Raw genomic sequence first — 14,398 nt, 5'->3', positions numbered from 1 at the left:
GACGCAACAACGAATGGAGTGACAGTGATCGCCGAAACACTGGCCGACACGTCCGCACGCATGGACCGGGCCGTCGAGGCGGCGAAGGACGACTTCGCCACCGTCCGCACCGGGCGTGCCAACCCCCAGCTGTTCCAGAAGATTCTCGTGGACTACTACGGTACGCCGACTCCGCTGGCCCAGCTCGCCTCACTGAACAACGTGGAGGCTCGCACGCTCGTCGTGACGCCCTACGACAAGTCTGCTCTCAAGGCGATCGAGCAGGCGATTCGCGACACCCCGAACCTCGGCGCCAACCCCACCAACGACGGCAACCTCGTGCGCGTCACGATGCCCGAGCTCACGGCCGAGCGCCGCAAGGAGTATGTCAAGCTCGTGCGTTCGAAGGGCGAGGATGCCAAGGTGCACCTGCGTGGCATCCGTCGCAAGTCCAAGGACGAGCTCGATGCGCTCAAGAGCGAGGTGGGTGAGGACGACCTCGCTCGCGCCGAGAAGGAGCTCGACGCGATCACGCGCGCGCACGTCGACGAGATCGACGAGGCGCTGAAGCGCAAAGAGGCCGAACTTCTCGAAGTCTGACAGACGGATGACCGACGAGCCGGCGGACGAACTCGGGGCGGATGACGCCTCACCGCTGACGCGCGCCGAAGCGAGGCGTGCGGCGCAGGACGAGAGTTCGGCCCTCCACTCCCATGTGCGCGCCGCGCGCTCCGAATTCGAACACCAGATCGTGAAGGCTCGTGCCGACTTCGAGCAGGTGAACGACCGGATCAACGCGCGCACCGGGCGCAATCTTCTTCTCGCGACCCTGATCGGCCTGGCGATCGGGGCAGCGGTTCTCGGATCGCTGCTCTGGGTCAAATGGCTGTTCCTCCTCTTCGCGATCCCGGTGTGCCTTCTCGGCGTCTTCGAGTTCTCGCGCGCGCTCCAGACCGCCGGGCGCCGTGTCGACCTGTGGCCCCAAGTCGCCATGGGCGCCGTCATCATGGTGGCGGGCTTCGCAGAGGGCCACTGGACCCACTGGGTGACGACCTTCGCGGCGGTCGCGTTCCTGATCGTGTGGCGGATGCTCGCGCAGATGTCGGCGCGAGACGGGCGCCGCTACGGAGACGTCGTCTCGGATGTCCTGGTCGCCGGGTTCATCCCGCTCTATGTGCCGTTCCTCGCCAGTCTCACCCTCGTCCTCCTGCGCCAAGACGGCGGGGAGTTCTGGCTGCTCGCGATGATCGTGGTGGTCGTCGTGGCAGACACCGGTGCGTATGCATCGGGGCTGGCCTTCGGCCGGCATCCGATGGCTCCGCGGATCAGTCCTAAGAAGACGTGGGAAGGATTCGCGGGAGCGGCCGTCGTCGCGATCGGGTCGGGTGTCGCGCTGGCGCTCCTTCTTCTGCACGTTCCGTGGTGGGCCGGAGTGCTGTTCGGCGTCGTCATTCTCGCGTCCGCCACGGTGGGCGATCTCGGCGAATCGATGATCAAGAGAGACCTGGGGATCAAAGATATGAGTTCATGGCTGCCGGGTCACGGCGGAGTCCTCGACCGACTCGATTCGATCCTGCCGTCGGCAGCGGCGGCGCTGGCGATGTCCTTCCTCCTCGCGCCCCTGGCGACCTCATGACCGCCGAGACTCCGGTGCTCCCCTTTCCTGTCGTGGCCGGCAAGGCGGAGGGATACGACATCGACCAGGTCGACGAGTTCCTCGCGGCTGCTCGGCGCGCGTTCGAGACCGACGACCCCACGGAGCTCAGTTCGGTGGACGTGCGTCGCACGGCGTTCCGCCTCGTCAAGCGCGGCTACCAGATCGCTGCCGTCGACGCGGCGATGGGGCGCATCGAGGATGCGTTTGCCGCTCGCGAGCGGGAGAACGCGCTTGCGCGAGAGGGGGCACGGGCGTGGGTCGGTTCGTCGCGGAAGCTCGCTCAAGAAGTCCTCGACCGGCTGAGTCGCCCCGCCCGCGAGCGGTTCCGGCGCGTCGGTGCGCTCCGCTGGGGGTACCGCATCGATGAAGTCGACGCCGTCGCGGATCGCATCGCGCGCTATCTCGAGTCGGGGGAGAGCCTCACGGTGGAGCAGGTGCGCACCGTTGCGTTCCGGATGCAGCGAGGCGGGTACGACGAGGTCCAGGTGGATGCCGTTCTCGATGCCGTGATCGAGGTCATGCTCGCCGTGGGCTGACGCTCGATGGCTCTTCGCATGGCGTGCGCCGAGTCCTCCGGGTAGAATCGACGGCACTGTGACTTCTGATGGCGAGCTGATCCCCGCGACACGGCGGTCTCTTGCGCACCGGTCCACGACCGTCGCGAGACCGAACCGCAGTTCGTCCGAGCCGCCGCAGTGGTCTCGTCGTCGACAAATGGTGTCGGTGTTCGCAGTGTTCGCGGCGACGGCGTTCGCGGCAGGCTACGTGCTTCCGCTCACCGCGGGATCGCCGCGCGCAGAGGCAGCGGAACTGGACCCCGTGTCGCTGTACGCGAGTTCCATCGCCGACGCTCAGGACTATGTCGCCGCATCGGGTGCCGAGGGCGACCTCGGGCGTGACGACCTGCGCTTCAGCGTCTATGTCAAGCCGACTCCGACACCTACTCCCACTCCGATCTCGAGCGGCTCGACATCGTCGTCGCGCTCGTCCGGTTGGGCACCGCCCTTCGTAACGCCGGATCCTGGCAGCGCACAGGCCATCGCGTACGAGATGGTGACCACGCGCGGATGGGGCGACGACGAGTTCGCCTGTCTCGTCGCGCTCTGGAAGAAGGAGTCGGGCTGGCGCGTCAACGCCTACAACAAGTCCAGCGGCGCCTACGGCATCCCGCAGGCCCTTCCGGGCACGAAGATGGCCAGTGCAGGCGCGGACTGGGAGACCAATCCGGCGACGCAGATCAGTTGGGGTCTCGGTTACATCAAGGGACGCTACGGGTCGCCGTGCGGCGCGTGGGATCACTCACAGCGCAAGGGCTGGTACTGACCGAATGCCACGGTCGAACCGCCGGCGCCGCGACGATGCCGGTTCTTCCGACGACGCGCTCGCGCGGCTGATGAGCGGATGGAAGCGCACGGAGTCACGGCGGGGCGTCGACTGGACCGTGCAGCCGGTGTCGGCAGCGCAGGCGCAGAAGACGTATGTCTGTCCCGGCTGCGGGCGGGACGTGACAGCGGGCACGGCCCACGTCGTGGTCTGGCGTGCCGACGGTATTTTGGGCGACGCGGCCGACCTGGCGGCGCGCAGACACTGGCACAGCGCCTGTTGGAGGGTCGGCTGACATGGAGATCAGAGGTCCGGTGCAGCTGCCCGCGCGCCGCGAGGACATCGAACTGCACACGCTGGACGGACTCACGCTCGTCGGTGAGCTCGCACTTCCCGAGTCGGTCCCGCCCGTCGCGACGCTCGTGACCCTGCATCCATTGCCTACTGCCGGCGGCTTCATGGACTCGCACGTGCTTCGCAAGGCCGCCGGGAGGCTGCCCGCGCTGGCGGACCTCGCCGTCCTGCGCTTCAACACGCGGGGCACGACATCACCTCGGGGTACGAGCGAGGGAGTTTTCGACGGCGGCGCGTCGGAGGCGTTCGACGTGGCGGCCGCGGTGGCGTTCGCGCGAGAGCGGAACCTGCCTCGTCCCTGGTTGGTCGGCTGGTCCTTCGGTACGGAGCTGGCACTGAAGTACGGGCGTGATCACGACGTCGAGGGCGTGATTCTCCTGTCGCCGCCGCTGCACCGAGCGACCGCCGACGACGTCGCCGCGTGGGCGGGCGACCACCGCCGCATGGTCATCCTCGTTCCCGAGTTCGATGACTACCTGCGGCCAGGGGAGGCGGCGGAGCGCTTCGCGTCGGTCCCGCACGCGACGGTGATCCCTGTCGAGGGAGGGAAGCACCTCTGGGTCGGGGAGAATCAGACCCGCCGGGTGCTGACGGAGATCGTCGCCGCAGTGAATCCGGACGCGCTCCCGCTGCCGATCGAGTGGCCCGACGCCTGACGCCGTCCGGCGCGCCTCACAGCTCGTTCTGACGCGGGATGACGACCTGTCGGTAGATGATCAGGATGCTCGCCGCCACCGGGATGGCGACGAGGGCTCCGAGCAGCTGACCCAGTGAGGCGCCGGCGAGAGCCGCGATCACGACGACGGCGCCGGGCACCGAGACCGCGCGGTTCATGATGCGAGGCGAGATGAAGTAGGCCTCTACCTGCATGTAGAAGACGTACCAGATCAGCGCCACGAGCGCCGTCAGCGGCGATCCCAGCCCGGGGATGAGACAGGTCAGCACGATGATGACCGAGCCGGTCAGCGTGCCGACGAGGGGGATCAGCGAGAAGAAGAACGCCACGACGGCCAGCACCGCAGCGAACGGGGCCTGGATGATCGTGAGGAAGATGGCGCTCAGCACGCCGTTGATCACCCCGAGGCTGACCTGCCCCATGACGTAGTAGCCGACGGACGCCGTGATCTGCTCCGACAGGTCGATGAATCGTGCGCGCTTTGACGCGGGCACCAACTGGTACACCGCGGCTTTCAGAGAAGGCGTGGATGCGGTGAAGTAGATCGTCAGGATGAGCACGATGATCGCCCCCGTGAAGCCGGCGATGATCGCGGCTCCGAAGGACACGAGGCTGGCGCCGACGGCGGATCCGACGTCGCCCAGATCGAGCGACTGGTACCAATCGGACAGGTAGTCGAAGACCTGATCGACGTTGAGAGCAGGGAAGACGCCGTGCAGCCATTCCTTCGAGGCGGTGATCGGATCCCACTCCTGGGCCACGGCGCTCGCAATGAGCTTCTGGATTTCGGTGATGAGCTGGCTGATCTGTCCCACGATGATCGGCACGACCATCAGGATGATGCCCGCGAACACGGCGAGCACGCCTGCGAACGTGATCAGCAGCGCGGCCCAGCGGGGGAGACCTCGACGCTCGAGCCACGAGACGAGCGGGTCGAGACCGAGCGCGAGGAAGAGCGCGGTGCCGACGTAAAGGAGCACTGTCGACAGTGTTTGCACGCTCGTGATGAGCAGGATGCCGACACCGACGCCGAGCGTCGCGATCAAGGCCGTCCGGAACGGGTGCTGGATCTTCACTGACTGGTCTCCGCCTCTGAGGTTGTCGTTCACGATACGCGGATGCCGCGTGCTGACGCGCGACCGCCACCCCCTCCCGGGCGACATTCAGGTCGTTTCGCTAGTCTGGAACGTCGATTGTGCACTCCGGCGGCCCGATACGCCGCGTGTCGTGCGGGAAGGTGACGTTTCGTGCGTTTTGTCTGGGCGGTGGCCGCCTTCGTGCTGGCTACGGTGATGATCGGTGCGGGCATCGCCCAGCGCACCGTGCTGCAGGGTCCGAAGTCGGAGACGCAGGCCATTCAGATCGACGAGTCCGTGCCTTATGTGCTCGTCGACGGCGGTGTCCTCAGCAGTCACAGCGGCGCGCAGACTCTCAGAGTCCAGGGCGACGGCACGATCTTCGCCGCCTACGGACGCACTGATGACATGCAAGCCTGGTTGGCGCGTTCGGACTACGTCCACGTGACGGAGTCGGGAGGCCGCGTGACCACGACGGCCGTCGCGCCCGCGCCCGTCGACGACGCCGATGCCGATGCCGCGGAGGCACCGACGACACCCGTAGGGTCGGACCTCTGGGTGGACGAGTTCCAGCAGGAGGACGTGCTCATCACGCCGCTGCAGCTCCCCGCGGACATGAGCGTCCTCGTGGCATCCGACGGCGTGGCCGCCGCCCCCGCCCAGATGTCCATCACCTGGCCGACGGGCGTCACCACCCCGTGGGCGGGACCGCTCATCGTCGGCGGCGGCATCATGCTCGCTATCGGAATCGTCCTCTACGTTCTGGGTGTCCGTCACGTGCGGCGCTCCCGAGGGCCTCGCCGTAAGGGCCTTCCGCTCACGCCCACCGAGCCCATCGATCTCGCCGAGGCGTCCTCCGAGAAGGGCGTGATCAGCGCGTCCCCCACGCGTCGACAGCTCTCCGGAGGGCGTCGCGCCTTCGTCGCACTGCCTGTCGCCCTCGTCTCTGCGCTGCTGGTGACGGGATGCTCGGCCGATTCGTGGCCGCAGTTCGCGCCCTCGGCGACACCGACGCCGTCGGCGACTGTCGTCGTTCCCGAGGGTCAGGACGACCCGCCTGCCGTGACGAAGGCCCAGGCGGAGCGCATCCTGGCGCGGATCGCCGAGCAGGTGGCGGCGGCGGACGAGAAGAACAGCGCGAAGGCCGCCGCCGAACGTCTCGAAGGTGCAGCGCTGGCGACGCGCACGACCAACTACACGCTGCGCAAGGAACTCAAGGACCTCGATCCGCTTCCCGCCATCCCGACCGCCAACCTCAAGATCCTTCTGCCGGAGGCCTTCGAGGGATGGCCGCGCACGTTCTTCGCTGTCGTCGAGGATGCCGACTCCGGCGTCGCGACCATCATGACGGTCACGCAGCGCGACGCGTGGTCCAACTACAAGCTCTCCTACATCGCCAACATGGTCGCAGACGCGAGCCTCAATGTCGCACCCGAGTACATCGGGGCCCCGAAGGTGCAGCCCGACTCGGCCTTCCTCGTGCTGGCGCCGCAGGATCTCGCGGCGGCCTACGCTGACGTGCTCGACAACGGCGCGGACAGTGAGTACGCGGCGCTGTTCGAAGAGGAGAGCGACAGCTTCCGCGCGTTGGTGGCGGATAATCGCGCGGATCGCGTCGCCCAGTTCAACAAGACGGGTTCGAAGACCGGCAAGATCGCGTTCGCGGCATCCGCCGGGAAGGCCGATCCGGTCGCGATGGCAACACTCGACAGCGGCGCAATCGTCGCGGTGCTCGTCAACGAAAGCGACTCGGTGACCCCCACGAACGACGACGCGGTCATCAAGGTTCCGGATGACAACAAGGTCGTGAAGGCACTGAGCGGCGTCAGCCAGTCGGCCACCGGCTTCACGACGACCTACGCCGACCAGCTGTTCTTCTTCGTGCCGTCGCAGAGCTCGACGGAGCGCATCCAGTTCCTGGGCTACTCGTCCGACATCCTCTCAGCCAAGGTGGTGAAGAAGAAGTGACCGATCCCACGCCGGGTGCCGTGCTGCGCGGAGCCGTCGATCTGTCCTCGCTCCGTTCCCGTCCCGCCGCCGCGTCGGCGCCCGCTGCGTCCGACGCTGCGGCAGCCGGTGCCGAGCCCTCGCTGGTGTTCGATGCCACCGACGAGACGTTCGGACAGGTGCTGGAGCTCTCCCGCAGCGTGCCGGTCGTCGTCGACCTGTGGGCGGAGTGGTGCGGACCGTGCAAGCAATTGAGCCCCATTCTCGAGAAGGTCGTCACCGAACTGGCGGGACGAGTCGTCTTGGCGAAGGTCGACGTCGACGCGAACCCGCAGTTGGCTCAGGGATTCCGGGCGCAGTCGATTCCGATGGTGGTCGCGCTGATCGCGGGTCAGCCGGTGCCGCTGTTCACGGGCGCCGTTCCCGAAGCTCAGGTTCGCGAGGTGTTCGGGCAGTTGCTGCAGTTGGCCGCCCAGCACGGTGTGACAGGGACCGTACCGGTGAGCGAACCGACCGATGACGCCGAGCAACCGCACGAACCCGAGCTCCCACCGCTCCATCAGGCCGCGTTCGATGCGATCGAGGCCGGCGATTACGCGAGCGCGATCTCCGCGTATGAGGCGGCGCTCGCGGAGAATCCGCGTGACGAAGACGCACGCGCCGGGCTCGGCCAGGTGCGCTTGCTCGCGCGGGTACAGGAAGCGGACCCGGGCGCGGTGCGCGCCGCGGCGGCGGCCTCTCCACTCGACGTGACGGCGCAGCTCGCCGTGGCCGATCTCGACATCGCCGGCGGACACGTCGACGACGCGTTCGACCGCCTCCTCGAGCTGTTCGCGCTCCTTCCCGGCGACGATCGCGCGCCGGTGCGGGAGCGCCTGCTCGAGCTCTTCGGGCTCGTCGGCGACGCGGACGGTCGTGTCATCCGTGCGCGCGGACGCCTCGCGAGCCTTCTGTTCTAACCGTCCAGCGCGCGTGTGCCGTGCTGTCAGGCTCTGTGCGAGAGCCAGAGCACACCGAGCGGCGGCAGGACCATCGTCGCGATGCGATTGCCGTTGGTGTGCACGGAACCCAGGTTCCCCACGCCAGAACCTCCGAATGCGTTCGCGTCCGAGTTGAGCACCTCTGTCCACTCACCGCTCTCGGGAAGCTCCAGGGGATAGTCGTAGACGGGTGCGCCGGAGAAGTTGCTCACCGCGACCACGGTGTTGCCGTGGTGGTCACGGCGTGCGAACGCGATGACGTTGGGGTTCCATGATGGCGCGCCGAGGCGTGCGAAGGCAGCCCCGTCGGAGTCGCGAGCCCACAAGGGCGACAGCGCAGCGTACTGGCGGTTGAGCACCCCGACGAAGTCGCGCAACTGCTGGTGAGCGGGCTGATCCAGCATCCACCAATCGAGTGAGCGCGCCTCCGACCATTCGGACATCTGCCCGAACTCCTGCCCCATGAACAGCAGCTGCTTACCCGGGTGCGCCCACATGTACGCCAGATACGCCCGCAGGTTGGCGAGCTTCTGCCAGTGGTCTCCCGGCATCCGGGTGAAGAGGGTGCCCTTGCCGTGCACGACCTCGTCGTGACTGATCGGCAGCACGAAGTTCTCGCTGAATGCGTACACGAACGAGAAAGACATCTCGCCCTCGTGGTGCGAGCGGTACATCGGGTCGCGCTTGATGTACTCCAGCGAGTCGTTCATCCACCCCATGTTCCACTTGAAGCCGAAGCCGAGGCCGCCCTGATCGGTCGGGGCCGTGACGCCCGGGAAGCTCGTCGACTCCTCGGCGATCATCGCGATGCCCGGGTACCGCTTGTACGCGGTCGCGTTGACCTCCTGGAGGAAGCGGATGGCTTCGAGGTTCTCGCGCCCGCCATGGACGTTGGGCTCCCACTCGCCGGCTTCGCGCGAGTAGTCGAGGTAGAGCATGGATGCCACGGCATCCACGCGCAGGCCGTCCACGTGGAACTCTTCGAACCAGAACAGGGCGTTCGCGACGAGGAAGTTTCGCACCTCGTTGCGCCCGTAGTCGAAGATGAGCGTGCCCCAGTCCTTGTGCTCGCCGCGGCGCGGATCCGGGTGCTCGTACAGGGGCCGCCCGTCGAATCGCGCGAGCGCGAACTCGTCCTTCGGGAAGTGTCCGGGGACCCAGTCCATGATCACGCCGATGCCGGCTTGATGCAGACGATCGATCAGGTACCGCAGGTCGTCGGGAGCGCCGAACCGGCTCGTCGCGGCGTAGTAGCCGCTGACCTGGTAGCCCCAGGAGCCCCCGAACGGATGCTCCGCGAGCGGTAGGAACTCGACGTGGGTGAAGCCGAGAGCGGTCACGTGCTCGATCAGCGGCTCCGCGGCGTCGCGGTACGAGAGGCCGGGACGCCACGAACCCAGATGGAGCTCGTACGTCGACATGGGCTGATCGAGCGGTGTCCGTGATGCCCGGCGGGCGAGCCACTCCTCGTCGCCCCACGTGTAGGAGCTCTCGGTGACCACGGATGCCGTCGCCGGCGGAACCTCCGCCCACTGGGCCATGGGGTCGGCCTTGAGGATCCACTGCCCGTCGGGGGTGAGGATTTCGTACTTGTAGGCCGTTCCGGTGCCGAGCCCGGGGACGAAGAGCTCCCAGACGCCGCTCGAACCGAGCGTGCGCATGGCGTGACCCTGCCCGTCCCAATCGTTGAATCCGCCGACGACGCGCACGGCTCGAGCATCGGGTGCCCACACGGCGAAGGAGACTCCTTCGACGCCGGTGAAGTGGCGCACGTGGGCGCCGAGCACGCGCCAGAGCTCCTCGTGACGCCCTTCCCGGATGAGATGGATGTCCACGTCGCCCAGCGTCGGCAGGTGCCGGTACGGGTCGTCCACGCGGTGGTCCGGGCCGCCGTCGTAGGTCGCGAGGAGTTCGTAGGCGCCCGGCTCTGCATCGGTCGCGCCTGCCCACACGCCGTGGCGCACGTGGCTGAGCGAGACGACGGCACCGGAGGAGGTGACGGCCGACACGGTGGACGCCATGGGACGCCGTGCGCGGATCACCCACTGGTCGCCCTCATGGTGCGCCCCGAGGACGTCGTGGGGAGCGTGGTACGACCCCGTGGCGACGGCATCGAGGACGGAGTCGGATGGCATGGTCATCGCGTGCCCTTCACGTGCAGGATGTGGACCGGCTCGGCGAACGCGTCGAGCCGGACGAAGTTGTCCTGGTTCCAGGTCCAGTGCGCTCCGGTGAGGAGGTCTTCGACCTCGAAGTCGTGTCCGCGGGGGATGCCGAAGACGCTGCTGTCGATGTGCACCATGGTCTGCCGCATCGAGTGCGGGTCGACATTGGCGACGACGATGATGGTGTCCGCGCCCCCGTCAGGAGAGACTCCGGCAGGCAAGTGCTTGGAGAAGACGAGCACGGCGTCGTCGTCACTCCAGTGGATCGACAACCCTCGCAGCTGCCGCAACGCCGGGTGGGCGCGCCGGATGGCGTTGAGCGCGGTCAGGAAGGGAGCGAGCGAATCGCCTGCGGCCTCGGCTGCCGCCCAGTCCCGGATCTTGTACTCGTACTTCTCGTTGTCGATGTTCTCTTCGGAACCGGGGCGTGCCACGTTCTCGTAGAGCTCGTAGCCCGCGTAGACGCCATAGCTGGCGCCGCCGGTCGCCGCGAGCGCCGCGCGGATGCGGTACGCGGGGCGTCCGCCGTACTGGAGGTACTCCGTGAGGATGTCGGGAGTGTTGACGAAGAGGTTCGGGCGCATGAAGTCGGCGGTCTCGTCGGAGATCCAGGTCAAGAACTCCTCGAGCTCTGCCTTCGTGTTGCGCCAGGTGAAGTACGAGTAGCTCTGCTGGAAGCCGCTGTAGGCAAGGGCCTTCAAAGGGGCGGGGCGTGTGAACGCCTCCGCGAGAAAGACGACGTCGGGGTGATCCGCGTTCACGGTCGCGATCAGCCACTCCCAGAACTGCAGCGGCTTCGTGTGGGGATTGTCGACACGGAAGATCTTGACGCCCTGCGCGATCCAGTGCCGCACGATCCGAAGCATCTCCGCGCGGATGCCGACCGGGTCGTTGTCGAAGTTCAGGGGGTAGATGTCCTGGTACTTCTTCGGCGGATTCTCCGCGTAAGCGATGGTGCCGTCGGGCAGCGTGGTGAACCACTCCGGGTGCTCTGTCACCCAGGGGTGGTCGGGGGCGGCCTGCAGGGCGAGGTCGATGGCCACTTCGAGACCTTCGGCTGCGGCGGCTCGGACGAACGCGCGGAAGTCGGCGAGGGTGCCGAGATCGGGATGCACCGCGTCATGCCCACCGGCGGCGGAACCGATGGCCCATGGTGAACCCGGGTCGGCGGGACCGGCCGTGAGGGTGTTGTTGGGACCCTTGCGGTTGAGAGTGCCGATCGGATGGATCGGCGGCAGGTAGAGCACGTCGAAGCCCATCGCGGCGACCGCGGGAAGCCGATTCTTCGCGCTGCGGAACGTACCGCTCTTGATGGTGCCGTCCTTCAGCCGGCGCGCGCCTTCGGACCGCGGGAAGAACTCGTACCATGCGCCCACACCGGCCCGCTCGCGCTCGACGCGCAGCTCGAGCCACTCTCCGATCGTCAGGAGCGATTGCAGCGGACGCGCGGCGAAGACCTGAGCCAAGAACGGATCCCGCACGATCGCGAGGGCCGCCTCGTCCTCTGAAGCGGCTCGGAGGGCCGCAGCGGCGTCGATGAGCGCGCGCCGCTCCGCCGCGGGGCGCGTCTTGTCTGCTGCGGCACGCTCGAACAGGAGCGCGCCGGACTCGCGCATGAGCGGACCGTCCACACCCGCCGCGATCTTGACGTCGGCCGCGTGCTCCCAGGTGGCGAAGTCGTCGCCGAACGCCTCGAAGCGGAACCGCCACATCCCCTGCTCGCGAGGGGCGACCAGCACTCGCCAGCGATCGAACCCGTCACCGAGCGGGCTGAGGCGATGCAGAGACTCGATCCCCGACGGTGAGACGAGCCGGAGATGGACGCCGATGATGTCATGCCCCTCGCGGAATGCGGTCACCTGGAACGGCACCGCCTCGCCCTCGAACGCGGACGCCGCGAACTGCCCTCCGGGGACGGTCGGCCGGGGGAGACCGAGGGGGATCCTCCCGTTGCGGGTGTCCGACGCGAAACCGTCGGCCTCCACCACCGGCTCCACGGTCGGTCGCAAGGGGATCTGTGCGGTGCTGCGCAGCGCTCCGGTCGTGTTCGTCGTCGTGGCCACGTGTCGAACCTACCGCCGTTGTCGGCGGCGGTACACCGTGCGCAGCGGCCGGTTGCGCTATTCGGCGCGGAAGAGCCGCATGCCTGCGTCGGCGAACGTGATGACGTCTCCGGGCACGTGGACCACCTCATCGTCCGACGGCCTCTCCTCGAGGCTCGACCACAGAGATACGTAGCGCTCGACGCCGTCGATGCGGGGGAGCGTGACGGCGATGGGCCGCTCCGCGCCGTGTACGACGAGGAGCGTGCGATTGGGAGCTTCGTGCTCGGGGGTGGACTGGGCGACGTATTGGAGCGTGCGGTGCGCGGGATCCGTCCACCGGTCGCCGGACATCGTCTCGCCGCGCTCGTCATACCAGTCGATCACCGAGGCGCTCGGGACTTCCCGCTCTTCGTGGGCGAAGCGGGCCGGGCGCAGCGCGGGGTTGTCGCGACGCAGCTGCAGCAGCCGGCCCACGTGCGCGGCGAGGTCCTGCTGCCAGGGCGCGTGCTCCCAGGACACCCAGGTGAGTGGCGAATCGTGGCAGTAGGCGTTGTTGTTGCCGCGCTGTGTGCGGCCGAACTCGTCACCCGCTGTGATCATCGGGACTCCGGCAGACAGCAGGAGCGTGCCGAGCAGGTTGCGCATCGCCTTGCGACGGCGCGCGAGGATGCCGTCGTCTTCGGTCGCCCCTTCCGCACCGTGGTTGAAGGAGCGGTTCATGTCGGCGCCGTCGCGCCCCTGCTCGCCGTTGCCCAGGTTGTGTTTGACGTCGTAGGAGACGAGGTCGCGCAGCGTGAAGCCGTCGTGCGCCGTGACGAAGTTGATCCCCGCGAGCGGTCCGCGCGCATGGGAGAACGTGTTGGACGAGCCCGCCAATCGTGTCGCGAACCCTCCGATGCCGACCGGAGCGGTCCCCGCGCGTCGGGCGTAGTCGATGTCGCTCAGCCAGAAGTTGCGGACGCGGTCGCGGTATCGATCGTTCCACTCCGCCCATCCCGGCGCGAAGTTGCCCGTCTGCCAGCCGCCCATGCCCACATCCCACGGCTCCGCGATCATCTTCACGCCGGCGAGCGCAGGGTCGTCGATGATAGCGCGCAGCAGGGGATGGTCAGGGTCGAAGGCATGGTCGGCGCCGCGCCCGAGCGTGGCGGCCAGGTCGAATCGGAAGCCGTCGACCTGCATCTCGCCGGCCCAGTAGCGCAGCGAATCAAGCACGAGACGGGCCGCGGCATCCGTCGAGGTGTTCACGGAGTTCCCGCATCCGGTCACGTCGATGTACGCGCCGTCGTCGTGCTGGCGGTAGTACGAGCGACCGTCGATGCCGCGCAGGCTGGAGCGCGGCCCGCCGATCTCGCCCTCCGACGTGTGGTTGTAGACGACGTCCAGGATGACCTCGATGCCCGACGCGTGGAGGCTGCGGACCATCTCCTTGAACTCGCGTACGACGGCGTCGGGTCCCGCGGAACGGCTTTCGGCGGTGGCGTAGTCGGCGTGAGGCGTGAAGAAGTTGAGGGTGTTGTAGCCCCAGTAGTTCGTGAGGCCGTGCTGGAGCAGGCGAGGTTCGCTCTCGAAGGCGTGAACCGGGAGCAGCTCGATCGACGTGACGCCCAGCGCCTGCAGGTGGGCGATCATTGCCGGATGTCCCAACCCTGCGTAGGTGCCGTGGAGGGCCGGCGGGATGGCAGGGTGACGTTTGGTCAGCCCCTTGAGATGGGCCTCGTAGATGACGGTGCGATCCCACGGAACGGCGGGCTTCGCCACCCCCTGCCAGTCGAAGGAGGAGTCGACGACGACTGACCGCCAGTCGCCGAGCCCGCCCGACACAAGTCCTCGGGTGTAGGGCTCGATCAGGAGGCTCTCCGGATTGAAGGTGTCACCCTGCCCGTGGGGGCCGTCGACGCGCAGCGCGTACCGCGCGCCCGGGGCGAGGGCGGGCGTGGTGACGTGCCACACATCGCCGCGGCCCCGCTCGAGAGGGATGGTGTCGATGATCCAGTCCAGGTCGGTCGCGTCAAAGAGCACGACCTCCATGGATGTCGCCTGAGCCGACCAGACGCGGAGGGTGCCGCCGTCTGTACCGAAGGTGACGCCGAGCCCGTCGAGGTCGGGTGACAGGAAGGAGGCGTCGAGGACGGCCGGCTCGGGAAGCATGCGATCTACAGTAGTAAGGCTGACGCGGGATCCTCTGCTGCAAGG

The 14,398-nt window shown here is 67.7% G+C and carries 12 protein-coding genes; 8 read left to right on the top strand and 4 right to left on the bottom strand.

The window, feature by feature from the left end; genetic code table 11:
- Nucleotides 1-24 precede the first annotated feature (24 nt).
- The 6 genes from frr (at nt 25) to ACSQ18_RS07725 (ending at nt 3,969) form a co-directional block, all read left to right on the top strand.
- Complete coding sequence (gene frr / locus ACSQ18_RS07750) at nt 25-579, top strand: ribosome recycling factor (RefSeq protein WP_144807988.1); 555 nt, start codon at nt 25-27, stop codon at nt 577-579.
- Nucleotides 580-586: 7 nt separating this feature from the next.
- Nucleotides 587-1,615 carry a phosphatidate cytidylyltransferase gene (locus tag ACSQ18_RS07745; RefSeq protein ID WP_436036590.1) on the top strand — a complete coding sequence of 343 codons (1,029 nt, stop codon included), beginning with the start codon at nt 587-589 and terminating at the stop codon, nt 1,613-1,615.
- Nucleotides 1,612-2,172: a DivIVA domain-containing protein gene (locus tag ACSQ18_RS07740; RefSeq protein WP_436036589.1), complete on the top strand. Its 561-nt coding sequence runs from the start codon at nt 1,612-1,614 to the stop codon at nt 2,170-2,172. The genes ACSQ18_RS07745 and ACSQ18_RS07740 overlap by 4 nt, the downstream gene beginning before the upstream one ends.
- Before the next feature lie 178 nt (nt 2,173-2,350).
- Nucleotides 2,351-2,959: a transglycosylase SLT domain-containing protein gene (locus tag ACSQ18_RS07735; protein ID WP_436036588.1), complete on the top strand. Its 609-nt coding sequence runs from the start codon at nt 2,351-2,353 to the stop codon at nt 2,957-2,959.
- Between the two features lie 4 nt (nt 2,960-2,963).
- Nucleotides 2,964-3,254, top strand: coding sequence for a hypothetical protein (locus tag ACSQ18_RS07730; RefSeq protein ID WP_436036587.1), 291 nt, complete (start codon nt 2,964-2,966; stop codon nt 3,252-3,254).
- 1 nt (nt 3,255) lies between these two features.
- Entirely contained in the window at nt 3,256-3,969 is a 714-nt protein-coding gene (locus ACSQ18_RS07725; protein ID WP_436036586.1) for an alpha/beta hydrolase, read from the top strand.
- Nucleotides 3,970-3,985: 16 nt separating this feature from the next.
- Here ACSQ18_RS07725 and ACSQ18_RS07720 read toward each other — a convergent pair whose 3' ends face one another.
- Nucleotides 3,986-5,065, bottom strand: a complete 1,080-nt coding sequence (locus ACSQ18_RS07720) for an AI-2E family transporter (RefSeq protein ID WP_144807983.1) — start codon at nt 5,063-5,065, stop codon at nt 3,986-3,988.
- A 171-nt stretch (nt 5,066-5,236) separates the two neighbouring features.
- On the opposite strand from ACSQ18_RS07720, the gene ACSQ18_RS07715 reads away from it, so the two are divergent.
- Together ACSQ18_RS07715 and ACSQ18_RS07710 are read left to right on the top strand one after the other, a co-directional pair.
- The gene (locus ACSQ18_RS07715; protein WP_436036584.1) at nt 5,237-7,033 is read left to right on the top strand and encodes a glycosyl transferase; all 1,797 of its coding nucleotides are present in this window, start codon (nt 5,237-5,239) and stop codon (nt 7,031-7,033) included.
- The gene (locus tag ACSQ18_RS07710) at nt 7,030-7,971 is read left to right on the top strand and encodes a tetratricopeptide repeat protein (protein WP_436036583.1); all 942 of its coding nucleotides are present in this window, start codon (nt 7,030-7,032) and stop codon (nt 7,969-7,971) included. Before ACSQ18_RS07715 ends, ACSQ18_RS07710 begins: the two co-directional genes overlap by 4 nt.
- A 26-nt stretch (nt 7,972-7,997) precedes the next feature.
- On the opposite strand, the gene glgB is transcribed toward ACSQ18_RS07710, so the two are convergent.
- The 3 genes from glgB to glgX are packed head-to-tail and all read right to left on the bottom strand — an operon-like array spanning nt 7,998 to nt 14,353.
- Nucleotides 7,998-10,133 carry a 1,4-alpha-glucan branching protein GlgB gene (gene glgB, locus ACSQ18_RS07705; protein WP_436036582.1) on the bottom strand — a complete coding sequence of 712 codons (2,136 nt, stop codon included), beginning with the start codon at nt 10,131-10,133 and terminating at the stop codon, nt 7,998-8,000.
- The gene (locus ACSQ18_RS07700; protein ID WP_436036581.1) at nt 10,130-12,220 is read right to left on the bottom strand and encodes a maltotransferase domain-containing protein; all 2,091 of its coding nucleotides are present in this window, start codon (nt 12,218-12,220) and stop codon (nt 10,130-10,132) included. Before ACSQ18_RS07700 ends, glgB begins: the two co-directional genes overlap by 4 nt.
- Nucleotides 12,221-12,277: 57 nt before the next feature.
- On the bottom strand, nt 12,278-14,353 hold the full coding sequence (gene glgX / locus ACSQ18_RS07695) for a glycogen debranching protein GlgX (RefSeq protein WP_436036580.1): 2,076 nt from the start codon (nt 14,351-14,353) through the stop codon (nt 12,278-12,280).
- Between the last annotated feature and the right edge of the window lie 45 nt (nt 14,354-14,398).

The sequence above is a fragment of the Microbacterium sp. LjRoot45 genome (genome assembly GCF_964253325.1).
Classification (GTDB): domain Bacteria; phylum Actinomycetota; class Actinomycetes; order Actinomycetales; family Microbacteriaceae; genus Microbacterium.
Note: the sequence above shows the minus strand (reverse complement) of the source record. Positions and strands in the feature narration are given on the sequence as shown.